Source organism: Lysobacter zhanggongensis (assembly GCF_046638635.1).
Taxonomy (GTDB): Bacteria; Pseudomonadota; Gammaproteobacteria; order Xanthomonadales; family Xanthomonadaceae; genus Novilysobacter; species Novilysobacter luteus.
In genome coordinates, this window is sequence record NZ_JBJXHK010000044.1 from 1 (window position 1) to 18,368 (window position 18,368).

The following is an 18,368-nucleotide window of genomic DNA, read 5'->3' on the forward strand; positions in this document are numbered from 1 at the left end:
CTGCGGTGCGGGCCCGGCGCTCGCCGCCGTGGTCACTGAGCCCGCGCAGGCCGCAAGCACGCCGGCCGCCGCCGCGAGGATCACCGCCCTCAACGGTCGAACTCCAGCCGCTGCCCGTTCGGCGCGCCGACCAGTCGGGTGCCGTCCCAGGCCAGCGCGCCGTTGACCCAGGTCGAAGCGATCCGCGAATGGAACGTGCGGCCCTCGAACGGCGACCAGCCGCACTTGGACAGCACGTCCTCGCGACGCACGGTCAGCGGGGTGTCGTCGATCAGCACCAGGTCGGCGGCGTAGCCCTCGCGCAGGAAGCCGCGCTGCTTGACGTCGAACAGCTGCGCGGGTGCGTGGGCGAACTTCTGCACCACCTGCGCCGTGGTCAGGTGGCCTTCGTGCACCAGCTCCAGCGCGGCGTTAAGTGCGTACTGGACCAGCGGCAGGCCGCTCGGCGCCCGGGTGTAGGGGTTCTGCTTTTCCTCCAGCAGGTGCGGCGCATGGTCGGTCGCCAGCACGTCGATCACGTCACCGGCGACCGCGCGTATCAGCGCCTCGCGGTCCGACGCGTCCTTGATCGCCGGGTTGCACTTGATCAGGTGGCCGAGCTCGGCATAGTCGCTGCGGTCGAAGCGCAGGAAGTGGATGCAGGTTTCGGCGGTGATCTGCTTGCGGCTGCCGTCGGCGCGGACCAGCGGGCCGGCTTCGAACAACGCCAGCTCGTCGGCGGTCGAGATGTGCAGCACGTGGAGACGGGTCCCGTGCCGGCGCGCCAGCGAGATCGCCAGCTGCGTCGACTGCATGCACGCCTCGCGCGAGCGGATGTCGGGGTGGCACGCGGCCGGGATGTCGTCGCCGTATTGCGCCTTGTAGCGCGCGGTGGCGGCCTCGATCATCGGGGTGTCTTCGCAGTGCGTGATGATTGGCGTGGGCACGTCGCGGAACACCGCATCGAGCACCTCGGGATCATCGACCAGCATGTTGCCGGTCGATGCGCCCATGAACACCTTGACGCCCGGGGCGGTCAGCGGGTCGAGCCGCTGGATGTGCTCCAGGTTGGTCGTGCTGGTGCCCATGTAGAAGCCGTAGTTGCCGCGGACCCGGCCGGCCGCGCGCCGGTACTTGTCCTCCAGCGCCTCGGCGTCGAGCGTGGGCGGGCTGGTGTTGGGCATGTCCATGAAGCTGGTCAGGCCGCCGGCCACCGCGGCGCCGGACTCGACCGCCATGTCGGCCTTGTACTCCATGCCCGGTTCGCGGAAGTGCACCTGGTCGTCGATCATGCCCGGCAGCAGGCGGCGCCCGGCGGCGTCGACGACGGTCTCGCCGGCGCGGGCCAGCAGGCCGGTGCCGATCTCGGCGATGCGGCCGTCGGCGATGCGCAGGTCGCCGTCGTACTCGCGGCCTTCATTGACCAGTCGGGCGTTGACGATGAGGGTCGCGTTGGCGGTCATCTGGAGTCCTTGCAGTGGGAAGGGGTGGGCGGTGCAGGTCACCGGGGTGGCGGCACCGGGTCATGGCCGCCGGGATGCAGCGGATGGCAGCGCAGGATGCGCCGCAGCGCAAGCCAACTGCCCTTGACCGCGCCGAATCGAGCGACCGCCTGCATTGCGTACTCGGAGCAGGTAGGGTGGAACCGGCAACGCGGCCCGAGCAACGGACTGATCCAGCGCTTGTAGCCGCGCAGCAGCGTGATGAGCAGGCGGTCGATCATCGTCCGGGGAGTCGGATCCGGGGTGCGGTCGTGCGGCCCATGATGGCCCAACGGGAGTCGTGCCCGGGTGCACGCGGACGGAATGTCGCGAAAACCACCTGGCGGGACGCTCGGCGCTTCCGGTGCGAGGTTGCCGAGGGTGTCGGGGCAGGGTATAACAGCGCGCTTTCCCGTCACAAGGGAAGATAAAGGACAAGCCGATCGTGGCACTGAAAAAATCCGCGAAGAAAGCCGTCAAATCCACCGGCAAGACGCCCGCCAGGAAGGCCGCTCCGGCCAGCCAGGCGGCGAAGAAGCCGGCGGCGAAGAAGCCCGTGGCCAAGAAGGCGCCGGCGGCGAAGAAGGCCGCTGTCAAGAAGCCGGCCGCCAAGAAGGCTGCTCCGAAGAAGGCCTCGGTCAAAAAGGTGCCGGTCAAGAAGGCCCCGGTGAAGAAGGCCGCTGCCGCCAGCAAGGTGGCAACGAAGAAGCCGGTACCGAACAAGTCCGTGCCCGCCAGGAAGGCGGCCCCGTCGAAGGCGACCAGGGCCAAGGCGCCCGTCAAGCAGGCGTCCGGCAAGGCGCCGGCCGCGAAGAAGACGGCCGTCGTGAAGGCGCCGGCGAAATCGGCGGCAAACAAATCCGTTGCCAAGGCGCCGGCAAAGGTCGCGAAGACTCCGGCCGCAGGCAAGGCTGCTGCGACCAGGAAGCCCGCGAGCCCCGCCAGCGTCCCGGCCCAAGCGCCCAAGTCGGCGCCTGCCAAGAAATCCCCCACCAAGGCGGCCAAGGCGCCGGCTGCGTCGAAGCCGACTCCGCCGCCTGCTCCGGCTCCGGCCAGGCGTCCGGTCGGCAAGGTCGCCGTCGCGGTCGCGGCCAAGCCGCAGCCGCCAGCACCCCGAGGTAAAGTGAAAGTCGTGCCTTACAAGACAGAAAAAGATGGTCGCGTGATCGTGCCCGATGGTTATCGGCCGAGTGCGGACGAGGAATACATGAGCCCGCTGCAGCTGGAGTACTTCCGCCAGCGGCTGATGAAGTGGCGTGCGGACCTGGTCGAAGAATCCAAGCAGACGATCGAGAACCTGAAGGAAGAGGTTCGTGACGTTGGCGACGAGGCCGAGCGCGCGACCCGCGAGACCGAGAACTCGCTGGAACTGCGCACCCGCGACCGCTACCGCAAGCTGATCAGCAAGATCGACAGCACGCTCAAGCGCGTCGACTCGGGTGATTACGGCTTCTGCGTCGATACCGGCGAAGAGATCGGCCTGGACCGCCTCGAGGCGCGCCTGACCGCCGAGCGCACCATCGATGCGCAGGAGCGCTGGGAGCACCTGCAGAAGCAGATGGGCGACTGATACCGCCGTCCCATCGCTTCATCGAAAAGCCCCGCCTGTGCGGGGCTTTTTCGTTCCCGGCCTTCCAGACATGGGCCGTTTCAATCGAGGTCGCGCACGTCGAGCCGGCGCAGGCGCGGGGCCAGCTTCGCGGTGGCGGCGACCACCACCAGCGTCATCGAACCGCCGAACACCACCGAGGGCACCAACCCGAGCAGCCGGGCGGCGAGGCCCGACTCGAACGCGCCGAGCTCGTTGGACGAGCCGATGAAGATGCCGTTGATCGAGGCGACGCGCCCGCGCATTTCGTCCGGGGTCGCCAGTTGCACGATGGTCGAGCGGATCACCATCGACACGCTGTCGAACGCACCCGACAGTGCCAGCAGCGCCATCGAGACCCACAGCACCTGTGACAGCGCAAAGCCGATGATGCACACGCCAAACGCCGCGACCGAGCCGAGCAACAGATAACCGGCGTGCCGCTGGGGCGGGTACCTCGACAGCCATAGGCCCATCCCGACCGCGCCCAGGGCGGGTGCGGCCCGCAGCAGTCCGAGCGCCTCCGGACCGGCCCGGAACACGTCCTCGACGAACGCCGGCAGCAGCGCCACCGCACCGCCGAACAGCACCGAGAACATGTCCAGCGCCAGGGCGCCGAAGACCACCTGGTTGTGGCGCACGAAGCGCAACCCCTCGCCGATGCTCGCGAACACCGGCTCGCGCGTGGTCGGCAGCGGCGGTTCGCTGACCTGAAGGCGGACCACCGCCACCGCCGCCAATGCCGCGAACCCGGTCGCGACCAGGTAGGTCGCCGCCACGCCGACCAGCGCGATCAGCAGGCCGCCCAGCGCCGGCCCCAGTACCAGGCCCGACTGCATTACCGCGCTGCCCACGCCAGCGCCGCGGGCGTACTGGTCGCGCCGCAACACGCGCGCGAACAACGACATGTACACCGGTGTGAAGAACGCCCGGACCACGCCGTTGAGCGCGACCGCGGCGTAGATCATCGCGTTGTTGCCGCCGCCGTCGCCGGGGCCGCCGAATCCGGCCGGGAGGATGCCGTGGGCAATGCCGGCCAGCAGCAGGGTGGTGGTGCCGAGCCCGAAGCAGGCGAACATGCCGACCTTGCGTCGTGGCAGGTGGTCCACCGCATAGCCGGCAAACAGCGCGAAGCCGACGTACGGGATGACTTCCGAGAGTCCGATCAGGCCGAGCGAGAGCGCGTCGCCCGTGCGCTGGTAGACCTGCCAGCCGACGGTGACCGTCAGGATCTGGTTGGCCAACAGCGCCAGCAGCCGGTACCCGAGCAACCCCAGGAAACCGGGGTTGCGCAACGGTGACGCGGCGCCGGGCTCCACCGCTCAGCCGGCCGGGTTGGCCAGCGAGGCCTGTGCCCGTTCGCGGATGAACCCGAGCAGGGCGGCCAGGCCGTTGCTGCGGGTCGGCGACAGGTGGCGCGCCAGGCCGATGTCGGCGATGTAGTCGGCATCGGTGGCGGCGATCTCGGCGGCGCTGCGGCCGGAGTACACCCGCAGCGCGAGGTAGACCAGGCCCGAGACAATGGCCGAATCGCTGATCGCGTGGAAGTCGAGGCGGTCCGCGTCACCCTGCGGCACGATCCACACCATCGACTGGCAGCCGTGCAGCCGGTGCTCCTCCGTCTTCCACTCCTCGGGGAACTCCGGGAGCTTGCGGCCCAGGTCGATCAGGTACTGGTAGCGCTCGGACCAGTCGCCGAAGAAGGCGAATTCGTCGCGTATCGCGGCCTGGGCTTCGGCTGCGGTGGTTTCGATGGGGAAGGGGCTGGAGGTGGTCACATCGGGTCCGGGTGGTAGGGGTCAGGCGCGGCGCCAGCGGACGCCGGCCGGGGTGTCCTCCAGCAGGACGCCTTCATCGGCGAGTTGCTGGCGGATCGCGTCGGCGCGGGCGAAGTCACGGGCCTGCTTGGCGGCGGCGCGCTCGTCGACGAGCGCCTGGATGCGGTCGTCGTCGCCGGTGCCGGCGCCCCGGCTGAACCACGCGCCGGGTGATTGCTGGAGCAGGCCGAGTGCACGGCCGCCGGCCCGCAAGCTGGAAGCCAGCGTGGCCAGCGCAGTGGCGGGGCCGTCACCGCTGACCTCGCCACTGGCGATCGCACCGCGTAGCGTCCGGGCGGTGGTGGCTATCGCGGCCAACTCGGCCAGCGCGGCCGGCGTGTTGAGGTCGTCGTCCAGCGCGGCCTCGACGGCGAGTGGGATAGCCGCAGTCGCGACGATCCCGGCGGGCAGCAGTGCGTCGACATCGCGCAGGGTGCCGTAGAGCCGGTCGAGCGTCCGCACGCTTTGCTCGATCAGCGCGTCCGACCAGTCCAGTGGCTGGCGGTAGTGCGCCGACAGGAGCGCGTAGCGCAGCGCCTCTGGCGGGTGCGCGCGTACCAGGTCGTGCACTTTCTCGATGTTGCCAAGCGACTTGCTCATCTTGGCGCCGCCAAAGTTGAGCATGCCGTTGTGCAGCCACCAGCGCGCGAACGGGCGGCCGCCATGGGCGCACTCGCTCTGTGCGATTTCGTTCTCGTGGTGCGGGAACTGCAGGTCGACGCCGCCGGCGTGGATGTCGATCGTTTCGCCCAGATGGGCGGCGGCCATCGCCGAGCACTCGATGTGCCAGCCAGGACGCCCGCGGCCCCAGGGCGAGTCCCAGCCGGGCAGGTCGTCGGTCGACGGCTTCCACAACACGAAATCGCCCGGGTCGCGCTTGTAGGGCGCCACTTCCACCCGCGCGCCGGCCAGCATGTCCTCGGGGTCGCGCCGCGAAAGCTTGCCGTAGCCATCGAAGCTGGCGACCGCGAAAAGCACGTGCCCCTCGGCCGCGTAGGCATGGCCGGAAGCGAGCAGCCGCTCGATCATGGCGATGATCTCGACGATGTGACCGGTGGCTTCGGGCTCGAGGTCCGGCGGCGCGACGCCCAGCGCCGCCATGTCCTCGCGGTAGGCGGCGGCGAACCGGCCGGTGATCGCGGAGATCGGCACGCCCTGCTGCTGGGCGGCGGCGTTGATCTTGTCGTCCACGTCGGTGATGTTGCGGGCGTAGGCGAGCGTGCCGTAGCGGCGGCGCAGCAGGTCGGCCAGCACGCCGAACACCACCGGCCCCCGGGCGTTGCCGATGTGGACGTAGTTGTAGACCGTCGGCCCGCACAGGTACATCGTCGGGCGGGACGGGTCGGCGGGCACGAACGGTTCGGCCCGGCGGGTCAGGCTGTTGTGGAGATGGAGGCTCATGGGGGGGGCGCGAGGGTTTGCGACATTCTACCGGCGTCCCGGCATCCGCCGCCGGGCGCCCGATGACAGCAGGGGTTCATGCGTGCGGCGGGGCGGACGAATACAATTCATGAACCCGGCTGACCGGCCTTCGCCCGCTGCAGAGACCCACCGTCCGATGAAGCGTCTCCCCCTGACCCTGCCGCTGTTGCTCGCCTTGATGGTGACGGCGCCGGCGTGGTCCCAGGAAACGGTGATCCAGAGCGAGAACGTGCGGTTCGCCTACGCGCAGGTGCTGCGGGTGACGCCGGTCTACCAGACGCTCACCACCACCGGCGTGGAGGAGCAGTGCGACCAGTCGCCCGCGCCCGACAACGACCAGTCGCGGCTGTCGCGCGTGGTGGGAGCGGTCAAGGACGCGCTCGGCCGGCAGAGCGACGAGCAGCCCGATCCGGATTGCCGCGCGGTACCGGTCGAACGCGAGTTCCGCCGGCCGATCGCGTACGACGTCGACTACGTCTACAAGGGCGCGAAGTACCGGTCGCGCCTGCCCGACGATCCGGGCAACCGCCTGCGCATCCGCATCGGGGTCACCCCCGTCGTGTCCGGGTCCCGCAGCCTGTGAACCGCCTTTGCAGCCGCAGCGCGGCGTACCGCGCGACGTACCGGTTGCCGACGGCCGGGCCGCGTGAGAGCATTCGCGCCCGATGACCCACTTCCGCGCCGACGCCGACATCGTGACCTCCGCCTGGATGGCGGCGGGCATGACCTCGCGCGCGCGCCGACGCCTGCCTTTCCACCAGGCCGGGTAGCCGCTCGCACGCACGTCATCGTGGCGTGACACACGAAAGCCCAGCCTCCGCGCTGGGCTTTTTGTTTTTCCGCCCGGCGTCCCCTCTTTCCCGACGGACCCCCCGCGATGACCACGACCCCCCGGCACTTCCTCAACACCCAGGACTGGTCGCGCCCCGACCTCGACGCGCTGCTGGCGCAGGCGGCCGCGTTCAAGCGCGAAAAGCTCGGTGACCAGTTGCGCGGCAAGTCGATCGCGCTGGTGTTCTTCAACCCATCGATGCGCACCCGCACCAGCTTCGAGCTCGGCGCATTCCAGCTGGGCGGGCACGCGGTGGTGCTGCAGCCGGGCAAGGACGCGTGGCCGATCGAATTCGACCTCGGGACCGTCATGGACGGGGACGCGGAGGAGCACGTCGCCGAGGTGGCGCAGGTCCTGGGCCGCTACGCCGACCTGATCGGCGTGCGCGCGTTCCCCAAGTTCGTCGACTGGTCGGTCGACCGCGAGGACCGGGTGCTCAAGGCGTTCGCGAAGTACTCGCCGGTGCCGGTGATCAACATGGAGACGATCACCCACCCCTGCCAGGAGCTCGCCCACGTGCTGGCGCTGCAGGAGCACTTCGGCACCAGCGACCTGCGCGGCAGGAAGTTCGTGCTGACCTGGACCTACCACCCCAAGCCGCTCAACACCGCGGTCGCCAATTCCGCGCTGACCATCGCCACCCGCATGGGCATGGACGTGACCCTGCTGTGCCCGACCCCGGAGTACGTGCTCGACGAGCGCTACATGGACTGGGCCCGCACCAACGTCGCCGAGAGCGGTGGCTCGCTGGCGGTGAGCCACGACATCGACAGCGCCTACGCCGGCGCCGACGTGGTGTACGCCAAGAGCTGGGGCGCGTTGCCGTACTTCGGCAACTGGGCGCCGGAGAAGCCCATCCGCGACCAGTACCGGCACTTCATCGTCGACGAGCGGAAGATGGCACTGACGAACGACGGCGTCTTCAGCCACTGCCTGCCACTGCGGCGGAACATCAAGGCCACGGATGCGGTGATGGACTCGCCGCGCTGCATCGCCATCAACGAGGCCGGGAACCGGCTGCACGTGCAGAAGGCCATCATGGCCACGCTCGCCGGCCACTGACCCTTCCGCCCGACATACACACTTCCAAGAATCCAGACCATGAGCAAAGACATCGTCCTCGCCTTTTCCGGCGGCCTCGACACCAGCTTCTGCGTGCCCTACCTGCAGGAGCGCGGCTGGGCCGTGCATACCGTGTTCGCCGACACCGGCGGGGTCGACGCCGAGGAACGCGCCTTCATCGAGCAGCGCGCCGCTGAGCTGGGCGTGGCCAGCCACGTCACCGTCGACGGCGGCCCGGCGATCTGGTCGGGCTTCGTCAAGCCGTTCGTGTGGGCGGGCGAGGGCTACCAGGGCCAGTACCCGTTGCTGGTGTCGGACCGCTATCTGATCGTCGAGGCCGCGTTGAAGCGCGCGGGCGAGCTTGGAACCCGCGCGATTGCCCACGGCTGCACCGGCATGGGCAACGACCAGGTCCGCTTCGACCTGTCGGTCAAGGCGCTGGGCGACTACGAGATCGTGGCGCCGATCCGCGAGATCCAGAAGGAGCACACCGAGGTACGCGTCTACGAGCAGGCCTACCTGGAGGAGCGCGGCTTCGGCGTGCGCGCCAAGCAGAAGGCCTACACGATCAACGAGAACCTGCTCGGGCTGACCATGTCCGGCGGCGAGATCGATCGCTGGCAGGCGCCCGGAGAGGGCGCCGTGGGCTGGTGCAAGCCGCGCGCCGAGTGGCCCGCCCAGCCGTTGCAGGTGCGGATCGGTTTCGAGAACGGTGAGGCGGTGACGCTGGATGGCGCGAAGGTGGCCGGCCATGAGTTGCTGGCGAAGCTCAATGGGTTGTTCGCCCGGTACGGTGTCGGCCGCGGGCTGTACACCGGCGACACCACGATCGGCCTGAAGGGCCGGATCATATTCGAGGCGCCTGGCCTGACCGCGCTGCTGGTCGCGCACCGCGCGCTGGAAGAGGCGGTGCTGAGCAAGCAGCAGAACCGCTTCAAGCCGGACGTCGCGCGCAAGTGGGTGGAGCTGGTCTACGAGGGCTTCTTCCACGACCCCCTGAAGACCGACCTGGAGGCGTTCCTCGCATCCAGCCAGTCGACCGTCAACGGCGAGGTGGTGCTTGAGACGCACGGCGGCGTGGTCAACGCGGTCGCGGTCGAGTCGCCGCACATCCTCAATGCCAAGGGCGCGACCTACGCGCAGGCCGCCGACTGGGGCGTGGCCGAGGCCGAGGGCTTCATCAAGCTGTTCGGGATGAGCAGCACCCTGTGGGCGGAGGTCAACCGGTCGTAGCCCGGACCGCGACAACGCCGGCGTAGCTGTAGGTGCGGCATGAGTCTCGACCCGCTGGACGCCGCAACGATGTATCGGTCGCGACTCACGTCGCTCCTGCAAGTGCCCGGCTTTATCTTCAGGATTGCCATGCTCCCCGACATCCTCCAACACCTCGAAGCGCTGGTTTCCTTCGACACCCGCAACCCGCCGCGCCGGATCGGCACCGGCGGGATGTTCGACTACCTGCGCGCGCAGCTGCCCGGCTTCCGGATCGACGTCACCGACCACGGCGATGGCGCGGTATCGATGCTGGCGGTGCGCGGCAACCCGCGCCGGCTGTTCAACGTGCACCTGGACACGGTGCCGTCGTCGCCGGCCTGGAGCGCGGACCCGCATGTGTTGCGGGTCACCGCGGACCGCGCGATCGGGCTTGGCGCCTGCGACATCAAGGGGGCGGCGGCCGGGTTGCTGGCTGCGGCGGCACGCAGCACCGGGGATGCTGCCTTCCTCTTCAGCACCGACGAGGAGGCCAACGATGCCCGCTGCATCGCCGGCTTCCTGTCGGCCCACCATGGCTTCAGCGAAGCAATCGTGGCCGAGCCGACCCGCTGCGAGGCGGTGCTGGCCCACCGCGGCATCAGCTCGGTGCTGATGAATTTCCGGGGGCAAGCCGGGCACGCGTCCGGCGCCGACGCGATGCACGCCAGCGCGTTGCACCACGCGATGCGCTGGGGCAGCCGTGCGCTGGACCTGGTCGAGGCCGAGTCGCACCAGCGCTTTGGCGGATTGACGGGGCTGCGCTTCAACATCGGCCGGGTCGAGGGCGGGATCAAGGCCAACATGATCGCGCCGGCGGCCGAGGTCCGGTTCGGGTTCCGGCCGCTGCCGTCGATGTCCATCGATGCGCTGCACGCGCGGTTCGGCACGCTGGTCGAGCCGGGGCCGGTGACGCGCTACGAAGAGACCTTCCGCGGCCCGCCGCTGCCGGCCGGTGACGTCGCCGCCGCCGAGGAACACCGCCTGCAGGCGCGAGACCTGGCCGAGGCGCTGGGCCTGCCGATCGGCAACGCGGTCGACTTCTGGACCGAGGCGTCGCTGTTCTCGGCGGCGGGCATGACCGCGATGGTCTATGGCCCCGGCGACATCGCCCAGGCCCATACGGCCGACGAGTGGGTGTCGCTGGAGCAGTTGCAGCGTTATGGCGACTCGGTGGTCCGGATCCTTGGCGCCGGCCTTGACGTAGGAGCGACGTAAGTCGCGACCCCCCTGACAGCACGATTTCCATCCGCGTTCGCGACTCACGTCGCGCCTACCAGTGCAGATACGACGCAATCCCCCATGACCATCCCGCCCACCGTCCACGACATCCAGACGCGCCAGACCATCGTCCGGCTGCTTTCCAGCATGGCCAGCGCCAAGGAGATCAGCCAGTACCTCAAGCGCTTCTCGCAGCTCGACGCGGCGCGCTTCGCGGTGGTCAAGGTCGGCGGCGCGGTGCTGCGCGACGACCTCGACGCGCTGACCTCGTCGCTGGCGTTCCTGCAGGACGTCGGCCTGACACCCATCGTGATCCACGGCGCCGGCCCGCAACTGGACGCGGAACTCGCGACCGCGGGCATCGAGAAGCGCACCGTCGAGGGCCTGCGGGTGACCTCGCCGGAGGCGCTGGCCATCGTGCGCCGGGTGTTCCACGCGCAGAACCTGCGGCTGGTGGAAGCGTTGCAGCGCAACGAGGCGCGCGCGACCTCGATCGTCTCGGGCGTGTTCGAGGCCGATTACCTGGACCGCGACACCTACGGCTTGGTCGGCGAAGTCTGCCGGGTCGACCTTGCCCCGATCCAGGCCAGCCTGCAGGCGGGTTCCATCCCGGTCATCGCGAGCCTGGGTGAGACCGCCGGCGGGCAGATCCTCAACATCAACGCCGACTTCGCCGCCAACGAGCTGGTGCAGGTGCTGCAGCCGTACAAGATCGTGTTCCTGACCGGCACCGGTGGCCTGCTCGACGAAGCGGGCCAGGTGATCGATTCGATCAACCTGTCGACCGAGTACGCCCACCTGCTGGCGCAGCCGTGGGTGCATGGCGGCATGCGGGTCAAGATCGAGCAGATCAAGCAGTTGCTGGACCGGTTGCCGCTTTCGTCCTCGGTGTCGATCACGCGGCCCGCCGAGCTGGCCAAGGAGCTCTTCACCCACAAGGGTTCGGGCACGCTGGTACGCAAGGGCGAGCGTGTGCTGCAGGCTGGGTCATGGGACGAACTGGACCTGCCCCGGCTGCGCACGTTGATCGAGTCCGCGTTCGGGCGCCGGCTGGCGCCGGACTACTTCGAGCGCACCCGCCTGCGCCGCGCCTATGTCAGCGAGAACTACCGCGCCGCGGTGGTGCTGGTCGATGGCGGTGACGAGGCCGGCGGCGAGACCTACCTGGACAAGTTCGCGGTGCTCGACGACGCCCAGGGCGAGGGTCTTGGCCGCGCGGTCTGGCAGGTAATGCGCGAGCAGAACCCACGGGTGTTCTGGCGCTCGCGGCACGGCAACCCGGTCAACGCGTTCTACTACGCGGAGTCGGACGGACATTTCAGGCAGGAGGCATGGAACGTGTTCTGGTACGGGATCACCGAGTTCGAGAAGCTGGCCGGTTGCGTGGCGCACTGCCGCGAGCGCATGCCAACTTTGCTGGGCCCTTTGCGCGGAGACGCGGAGGTGGAGGCATGAGTGACTGGACCCAGGCACCGGTACTCGCCGGTCGAAACGCCAGGCTTGAACCGCTGGCGGTGGCCCACGTCGACGGCCTGCGTGCGGCGACCGACGAGGTGCTGGCGGGCTGCTGGTACACCAGCGTGCCGCCACCGGACCAGGTCGAGGCGTACGTCGATTCCGCCCTGCGGATGCAGGCGCAGGGCAGGGCGCTCGCGTTCGTCGTGCTGGATGCGGACGGTGAAGTGGCCGGCGCCACGCGACTGTACGACCTCGACCCGGCCACCCCGAGGGTGCAGATCGGATACACCTGGTATGCACGGCGGGTGCAGCGCACCGGCGTCAACACCGAGGTCAAGCGGCTCTTGCTGGCGCATGCCTTCGACACCCTTGGCTGCGTGGCGGTGGGCTTCCAGACCAGCTGGTTCAACCGCGCCTCGCGCAATGCGATCGAGCGCCTCGGCGCCAAGCGCGACGGCGTGATCCGCAACCACCAGCGCCATGCCGACGGCAGCCTGCGCGACACCGTCACGTACTCGATCATCGACAGCGAGTGGCCCGCGGTGCGTCGCAACCTGGACGACCTGCTGGCCCGCCACGCGGTGGAGCTCGGGCAATGAACACCACCCCGGTCTCCATCGGCATCGTTGGCGCGCGCGGCCATGTGGGCGCCGAGCTCATCCGGCTGGTCGCCGCCCATCCCGGGTTCGAGCTGGCCTTCGTATCCTCGCGTGCGCTCGACGGCCAGCCGGTCGCCGCGCACAACCCCGGCTACGCCGGCGCCCTGCATTACAGCTCGCCCGGTTACGACGAGTTGTCCGGACTGGGCGCGCACGCCGTGGTGCTGGCGCTGCCCAACGGCAAGGCGGCGCGCTGCGTGGAGGCATTCGACCGCGCCGGTTCGGATGCGCTGCTGATCGACCTGTCGGCCGACTACCGCTTCGACCCGCGCTGGTATTACGGCCTGCCGGAGCTGGCGCGCGACGGCTACGTCGGCCAGCGGCGGATCAGCAACCCCGGCTGTTACGCCACGGCGATGCAACTGGCGGTCACTCCGATGCTGGATGCGGTTGAAGGCCCGGTGCAGTGCTTCGGCGTGTCCGGGCATTCGGGCGCCGGCACCACCCCGTCCGACCGCAATGATCCCGACAAGCTGCGCGACAACCTGATGCCGTATGCACTCACCGGGCACGTGCACGAGCGCGAGGTGTCCAGCCGACTTGGCCACCCGGTGGAGTTCATGCCGCACGTGGCACCCCATTTCCGCGGGATCACCGTCACCGCCAACCTGCACCTGGCGCGTTCGTTCACGCGCGAGGAAGTGCTTGCCCGCTACCGCGGCCGCTATGCCGGCGAGCCACTGGTGCAGGTGCAGGACGAGGCGCCGTGGGTCAGCGCCATCGCCGGTCGCCACCACGTCGAGATCGGTGGTTTCACGCTGTCGGACGATGGCCGGCGGCTCGTCGTGGTCGCCACCGAGGACAACCTGCTCAAGGGCGCGGCGACCCAGGCGCTGCAGAACCTCAACCTCGCCTTCGGCCTGCCCGAGCTCACCGGCATCCCGCATTGACGCCCCAAGCCCTCTGTAGGAGCGGCTTCAGCCGCGATCGGGTGCACCGTTGCCCGACTTCCATCGCGACTTACGTCGCTCCTACACAGGCACGACCCCCTGTAGGAGCGACGTAAGTCGCGACCACGCAGCCCAACCACCATGCGAGGCACCGGGTTATCCCCACCTTCGCCCCCACGTTCCCCGACCACCACCCGAGACCAACATGACCGACCTGCTCTGGCAAAAGCCCGGCGTCCGCGTCGACGAGCGCATCCAGCAGTTCTGTGCCGGTGACGACGTCATCCTGGACCGCGAGTTCTTCGCGTTCGACATCCAGGCAAGCGCCGCGCACGCCGAAGGCCTGCAGCGCATCGGCATCCTGTCGGCGGACGAACTCGAGGCGATCCAGCGTGAACTGGGCGCATTGGCCGCCGATTTCGATGCCGGCGACTTCGTGCTCGACGCGCGTTACGAGGACGGCCACTCGGCGATCGAGGCGCGCCTGGTGGAGCGACTTGGCGACACCGGGCGGCGCATCCACACCGGGCGCAGCCGAAACGACCAGGTGCTGGTCGCAACGCGCCTCTGGCTGAAGGATCGGTTGGCCACGCTGCACGCACTCTGCCGCGACGTGGCCGGTGTCGCACTTGAGCGCGCCGCGGCCGAGCGCGACGTGCCGTTGCCCGGCTACACGCACCTGCAGCGCGCCGTGGCCTCGTCGCTCGGCATGTGGTGGGCGGCGTGGGCCGAAGGATTCATCGACAACGCGACCCGCGCGCGCGACACTCTGGCGTGGGTGGACGCCAACCCGCTCGGCAGCGCGGCCGGCTATGGCGTCAACCTGCCGCTGGACCGCGACCACACCACCGCCGCGCTCGGGTTCGGGCGCATGCAGGTGGCGGCGACCTATGCGCAACTGTCGCGCGGCAAGTTCGAGCTGGCCGCGACCGAGGCCCTGGCCAGCGCCGTGCTCGACCTCCGCCGGCTGGCGTGGGACCTCAGTCTGTTCACCAGCGCCGAGTTCGGCTTCGTCGCGTTGCCGGCCCAGTACACCACCGGCAGCTCGATCATGCCGAACAAGCGCAACCCCGACGTGATCGAGCTGATGCGCGCCAGCTATGCCAGCGTCGCTGCGGGCAGGGCGGAGATCGAACACCTGCTGTCGCTGCCGTCGGGTTACCACCGCGACCTGCAGTTCTCCAAGGGCGCGATCTTCCACGCGTTCGGACGCGGGCTGGGCGCGCTGTCGCTGCTTCCGGACCTGTTGCGCAACCTGGAGTGGAACACCGACGCGATGCGCGCCGCGCTCGATCCGTCGATGTACGCGACCGACCTTGCCGTCGACCTCGCGCGCGACGGGTTGCCATTCCGCGACGCCTATCGGCAGGCCGCCGATCCGGCGCGGTGGGCGGCCGGCGACCCGGCTGCGAGCCTCGCGGCACGCGTGTCTCCGGGGGCCGCGGGGGACCTGCGGCTGGAGATCCTCCACGGTCGACTGGACGGGCTTGCCTGAGGATCAAAGCAGCGCTCCCGGGTCCGCCGACATGCGCGAAAGAAGCGCGCGCGACCTCCTTCAACCAACCCTCGCCTGAACCCCGGGTTGGCCTGGAAGCCTTGAAAATGCTAGGCTTTCACGCTTTCGAGTACAGCTTCCGGCGTTGGTGCACGTAACGCCGTTGTCCCGTATGTACGTCGCCGGGGCCTGGCCTGCAGGCCCGCCGATCGCTTCCGATCCGCACGTACGCCGCCGCGGCGCCATGGCCTTCGTGCCTGCACACCGCAACTTCCGGGGCAATCCATATCCGCATCGCCGGGCACCGGGACCGTGTTCCCACATCGCCCATTGCCGGTCGGCTGTTCTCCTGATCCCTCGCCATGTCACGCACATGCGCGTTCCGCACCCACAGGAGAACCACGTTCGCGATGACTGCCGTACCCAAGACCGCCACCACCGCCCACACGACTTTTCCCGAGCAGGCGATGCCGCGCTGGCAGCGCGCAGTGCTCAAGGTTGGCAGCAGCCTGCTCACCGACGGCAAGGGCGGGCTGGGCAAGCGCAATGCCGCCGCGCTGGCCAACCTGATCGCGCGCTTCCGCGACCAGGGCCGCGAGGTGCTGCTGGTGTCTTCAGGCGCGGTGGCCGCCGGCCGCGGGGTGATAGCGAGCAACGGCGTCGGGCTTGCGCAGCGGCAGGCGCTCGCCGCGGTCGGGCAGACCCCGATGCTGGCGCTCTGGCAGGGATTGGTGGAGCAGCCGGTCGCGCAGGTGCTCCTGAGCCACGATGACCTGCGCAACCGCCGTCGATACCTCAACGCCCGTGCGACGTTGCGCGAGTTGCTGCGGATCGGCGCGCTGCCCATCGTCAACGAGAACGACACCGTCGCCATCGACGAGCTCAAGCTCGGCGACAACGACAACCTGGCTGCGGTGGTCGCGACTCTGGTCGAAGCCGACGTGCTGCTGATTGCCACCGACACCGCCGGCCTGTACACCGGCCACCCGGTGCACGACCCCGACGCGCGCCCGGTGCCCCGGATCGAGGAGATCACGCCGGAGGTCATGCTGATGGCGCAGGGCGGCGCGGGCTCGCTCGGTACCGGTGGCATGTACACCAAGCTCGAGGCCGCCACCAAGACCGCGGCGGCCGGCATCGACACTGCGCTGTTCTGCGGCCACGACGCCGACACCATCGCCGCACTTGGCGAGGACCGCCTGCGCGGCACCTTCATCCCCGCGCACGGCGACCGGCTGGTCGCGCGCAAACTTTGGCTCCGGCATACCCCGCCGAGCGGCGGCGCGATCCGCGTCGACGAAGGCGCCGCCGAGGCGTTGTCGGGGCAGGGCGCCTCGCTGCTGCCCGGCGGCATCGTCTCGGTCGAGGGCGACTTCTGCCGCGACGCGATGGTCGACGTGCTGCCCGCGCGCGGTCACCGGCGCCTGGCCCGCGGCCTGGTCCAGTACGACTCGGCCCACCTGGAACGCATCGCCGGCTGCCACAGCCGCGACATCGAATCGGTGCTCGGCTTCCACAACGGCGAATCGGTGATCCGTCGCGACGACCTCGTCCTGCTGACGCCCGCCGCCGCCGCCGCCACCCCCGAACTGTTCACGGAGACACTCTGATGACCCACCAGCACAACGGCTACGTCCGCTCACTCGCCGAGCGTGCGCGCGCCGCATCGCTTGCCATCGCCAGTCTTGACGACGCCGGGCGCGCCGGGCTGCTGTCGGCCATGGCCGACGCGGTCGACGCCGGCCGCGCCGGCATCCTCGAGGCCAACGCCAGCGACATGTCGCGCGCCCACGACAACGGCACCACCGGCGCCATGCTCGACCGGCTCAAGCTAGACGACGGCCGGATTGACGGCATCGTCGCCGCGATCCGCGAAGTGGCCGCGCTGCCCGACCCCGTCGGCCAGGTCACCCGTCGCGAGACCCGGCCCAATGGGCTGGTGGTCGAGAAGGTGCGGATCCCGCTGGGCCTGATCGCGATGATCTACGAGGCCCGCCCAAACNACGGCCGGATTGACGGCATCGTCGCCGCGATCCGCGAAGTGGCCGCGCTGCCCGACCCCGTCGGCCAGGTCACCCGTCGCGAGACCCGGCCCAATGGGCTGGTGGTCGAGAAGGTGCGGATCCCGCTGGGCCTGATCGCGATGATCTACGAGGCCCGCCCAAACGTGACCGCCGATGCCGCGGCGCTGTGCCTGCGCGCAGGCAACGCGGTACTGCTGCGCGGCGGTTCGGAGGCGCGCGACAGCAACATCGCCATCGCCCGCTGCCTGCACCGCGCACTGGCCGACCACGGCCTGCCGGCAGAGGCCGTCGCGCTGGTGGAGGACACCGCGCGCGAACACGTGCTCGAGCTGCTCCAGCTGACCGACCTGGTCGACCTGGCGATTCCGAGGGGCGGCGAGCGCCTGATCCGTTTCGTCGCCGAGAACGCGCGGGTGCCGGTGATCAAGCACTACAAGGGCGTCTGCCACCTTTATGTCGACCGCGCGGCCGAGCCCGCGCTCGCGCTGCGGCTGGCAATCGACGGCAAGCTGTCGCGGCCCGGCGTGTGCAACTCGCTTGAGACGATGCTGGTGCATGCCGACATCGCCGAAGGCTGGCTGCTCGAGGCGCTGTCGGAACTGCAGGCGCGCGGCGCCGAGATCCGGGGCTGCGACCGCACCCGCGCGCTGTTCCCCGCAGCCGCCCCCGCGAGCGAGGACGACTATGCCGCCGAGTTCCTGGCGCCGATCCTTGCAGTGCGGGTTGTCGACTCGATCGACGAGGCCATCGGCCACATCCAGCGGCACACGTCCGACCACACCGAGGTCATCTGCAGCATCGATCCGGCGGCGATCGATCGATTCGTGCGCGAGATCCGCAGCTCGGCGGTGGTGGTCAACGCGTCGTCGCGCTTCAACGACGGTGGGGAGTTGGGGCTGGGCGCCGAGATCGGCATCTCGACCACCCGCCTGCACGCCTACGGCCCGATGGGGCTGGAGTCGCTGACCATCGAGCGCTACGTGGTGCGTGGCGACGGCCAGGCGCGGCACGCCGACGTGCCGAAGCAGTCGCAGGCCGCGTAGGCGGCTGCGACCGCACGGCGGACGGGAATCAGCGGGTCAGGCCGGCAGCGCTTCGGCCTCGGCCACCGCCAACGGTTCGCCGGGTCCGGTGTCACCGGCCCGCATCCCATCGGGTCGGCCGGCCGGCCCCGGGCGCATCGCCAGCG

The 18,368-nt window shown here is 69.7% G+C and carries 15 protein-coding genes and 1 pseudogene; 11 read left to right on the top strand and 5 right to left on the bottom strand.

Annotated features, from left to right (window positions below; all coding sequences use genetic code 11):
• Positions 1–89 precede the first annotated feature (89 nt).
• Positions 90–1,442: a dihydroorotase gene (locus ACKVMH_RS08840; protein ID WP_412700005.1), complete on the bottom strand. Its 1,353-nt coding sequence runs from the start codon at positions 1,440–1,442 to the stop codon at positions 90–92.
• 38 nt (positions 1,443–1,480) lie between these two features.
• Positions 1,481–1,702: a membrane protein insertion efficiency factor YidD gene (gene yidD / locus ACKVMH_RS08845; RefSeq protein ID WP_215219979.1), complete on the bottom strand. Its 222-nt coding sequence runs from the start codon at positions 1,700–1,702 to the stop codon at positions 1,481–1,483.
• Between the two features lie 203 nt (positions 1,703–1,905).
• On the opposite strand from yidD, the gene dksA reads away from it, so the two are divergent.
• Positions 1,906–3,030, top strand: coding sequence for an RNA polymerase-binding protein DksA (gene dksA / locus ACKVMH_RS08850; RefSeq protein ID WP_412700006.1), 1,125 nt, complete (start codon positions 1,906–1,908; stop codon positions 3,028–3,030).
• Positions 3,031–3,110: 80 nt separating this feature from the next.
• On the opposite strand, the gene ACKVMH_RS08855 is transcribed toward dksA, so the two are convergent.
• Genes ACKVMH_RS08855 through cysS form a run of 3 tightly spaced genes read right to left on the bottom strand, consistent with a single transcriptional unit; the run spans position 3,111 to position 6,266 of the window.
• Positions 3,111–4,343, bottom strand: a complete 1,233-nt coding sequence (locus ACKVMH_RS08855) for an MFS transporter (protein ID WP_412700007.1) — start codon at positions 4,341–4,343, stop codon at positions 3,111–3,113.
• A gap of 27 nt (positions 4,344–4,370) precedes the next feature.
• A complete protein-coding gene (locus ACKVMH_RS08860; RefSeq protein ID WP_215219982.1) occupies positions 4,371–4,826 on the bottom strand; it encodes a SufE family protein in 456 nt (151 codons plus the stop codon).
• A gap of 21 nt (positions 4,827–4,847) precedes the next feature.
• Positions 4,848–6,266 (bottom strand): cysteine--tRNA ligase, encoded by a 1,419-nt coding sequence (gene cysS / locus ACKVMH_RS08865; RefSeq protein ID WP_215219983.1) that lies wholly within the window; start codon positions 6,264–6,266, stop codon positions 4,848–4,850.
• 157 nt (positions 6,267–6,423) lie between these two features.
• On the opposite strand from cysS, the gene ACKVMH_RS08870 reads away from it, so the two are divergent.
• From ACKVMH_RS08870 to ACKVMH_RS08915, 10 genes and pseudogenes are all read left to right on the top strand, one after another.
• A complete protein-coding gene (locus ACKVMH_RS08870) occupies positions 6,424–6,870 on the top strand; it encodes a hypothetical protein (protein ID WP_412700008.1) in 447 nt (148 codons plus the stop codon).
• A gap of 294 nt (positions 6,871–7,164) precedes the next feature.
• Positions 7,165–8,181, top strand: coding sequence for an N-acetylornithine carbamoyltransferase (locus ACKVMH_RS08875; RefSeq protein ID WP_412700009.1), 1,017 nt, complete (start codon positions 7,165–7,167; stop codon positions 8,179–8,181).
• A 39-nt stretch (positions 8,182–8,220) separates the two neighbouring features.
• Positions 8,221–9,414 carry an argininosuccinate synthase gene (locus ACKVMH_RS08880; RefSeq protein ID WP_412700010.1) on the top strand — a complete coding sequence of 398 codons (1,194 nt, stop codon included), beginning with the start codon at positions 8,221–8,223 and terminating at the stop codon, positions 9,412–9,414.
• 129 nt (positions 9,415–9,543) lie between these two features.
• On the top strand, positions 9,544–10,650 hold the full coding sequence (locus ACKVMH_RS08885; RefSeq protein WP_412700011.1) for an acetylornithine deacetylase: 1,107 nt from the start codon (positions 9,544–9,546) through the stop codon (positions 10,648–10,650).
• Between the two features lie 84 nt (positions 10,651–10,734).
• Entirely contained in the window at positions 10,735–12,108 is a 1,374-nt protein-coding gene (locus ACKVMH_RS08890) for an acetylglutamate kinase (RefSeq protein WP_412700012.1), read from the top strand.
• Positions 12,105–12,710, top strand: a complete 606-nt coding sequence (locus tag ACKVMH_RS08895) for a GNAT family N-acetyltransferase (RefSeq protein WP_412700013.1) — start codon at positions 12,105–12,107, stop codon at positions 12,708–12,710. The genes ACKVMH_RS08890 and ACKVMH_RS08895 overlap by 4 nt, the downstream gene beginning before the upstream one ends.
• Positions 12,707–13,660 carry an N-acetyl-gamma-glutamyl-phosphate reductase gene (argC, locus tag ACKVMH_RS08900; RefSeq protein WP_412700014.1) on the top strand — a complete coding sequence of 318 codons (954 nt, stop codon included), beginning with the start codon at positions 12,707–12,709 and terminating at the stop codon, positions 13,658–13,660. The genes ACKVMH_RS08895 and argC overlap by 4 nt, the downstream gene beginning before the upstream one ends.
• 205 nt (positions 13,661–13,865) lie before the next feature.
• The gene (gene argH, locus ACKVMH_RS08905; RefSeq protein WP_412700015.1) at positions 13,866–15,155 is read left to right on the top strand and encodes an argininosuccinate lyase; all 1,290 of its coding nucleotides are present in this window, start codon (positions 13,866–13,868) and stop codon (positions 15,153–15,155) included.
• A gap of 410 nt (positions 15,156–15,565) precedes the next feature.
• A complete protein-coding gene (gene proB / locus ACKVMH_RS08910; RefSeq protein WP_412700016.1) occupies positions 15,566–16,765 on the top strand; it encodes a glutamate 5-kinase in 1,200 nt (399 codons plus the stop codon).
• Between the two features lie 365 nt (positions 16,766–17,130).
• Positions 17,131–18,222, top strand: a pseudogene (locus tag ACKVMH_RS08915) (glutamate-5-semialdehyde dehydrogenase); the annotation flags it as partial.
• Between the last annotated feature and the right edge of the window lie 146 nt (positions 18,223–18,368).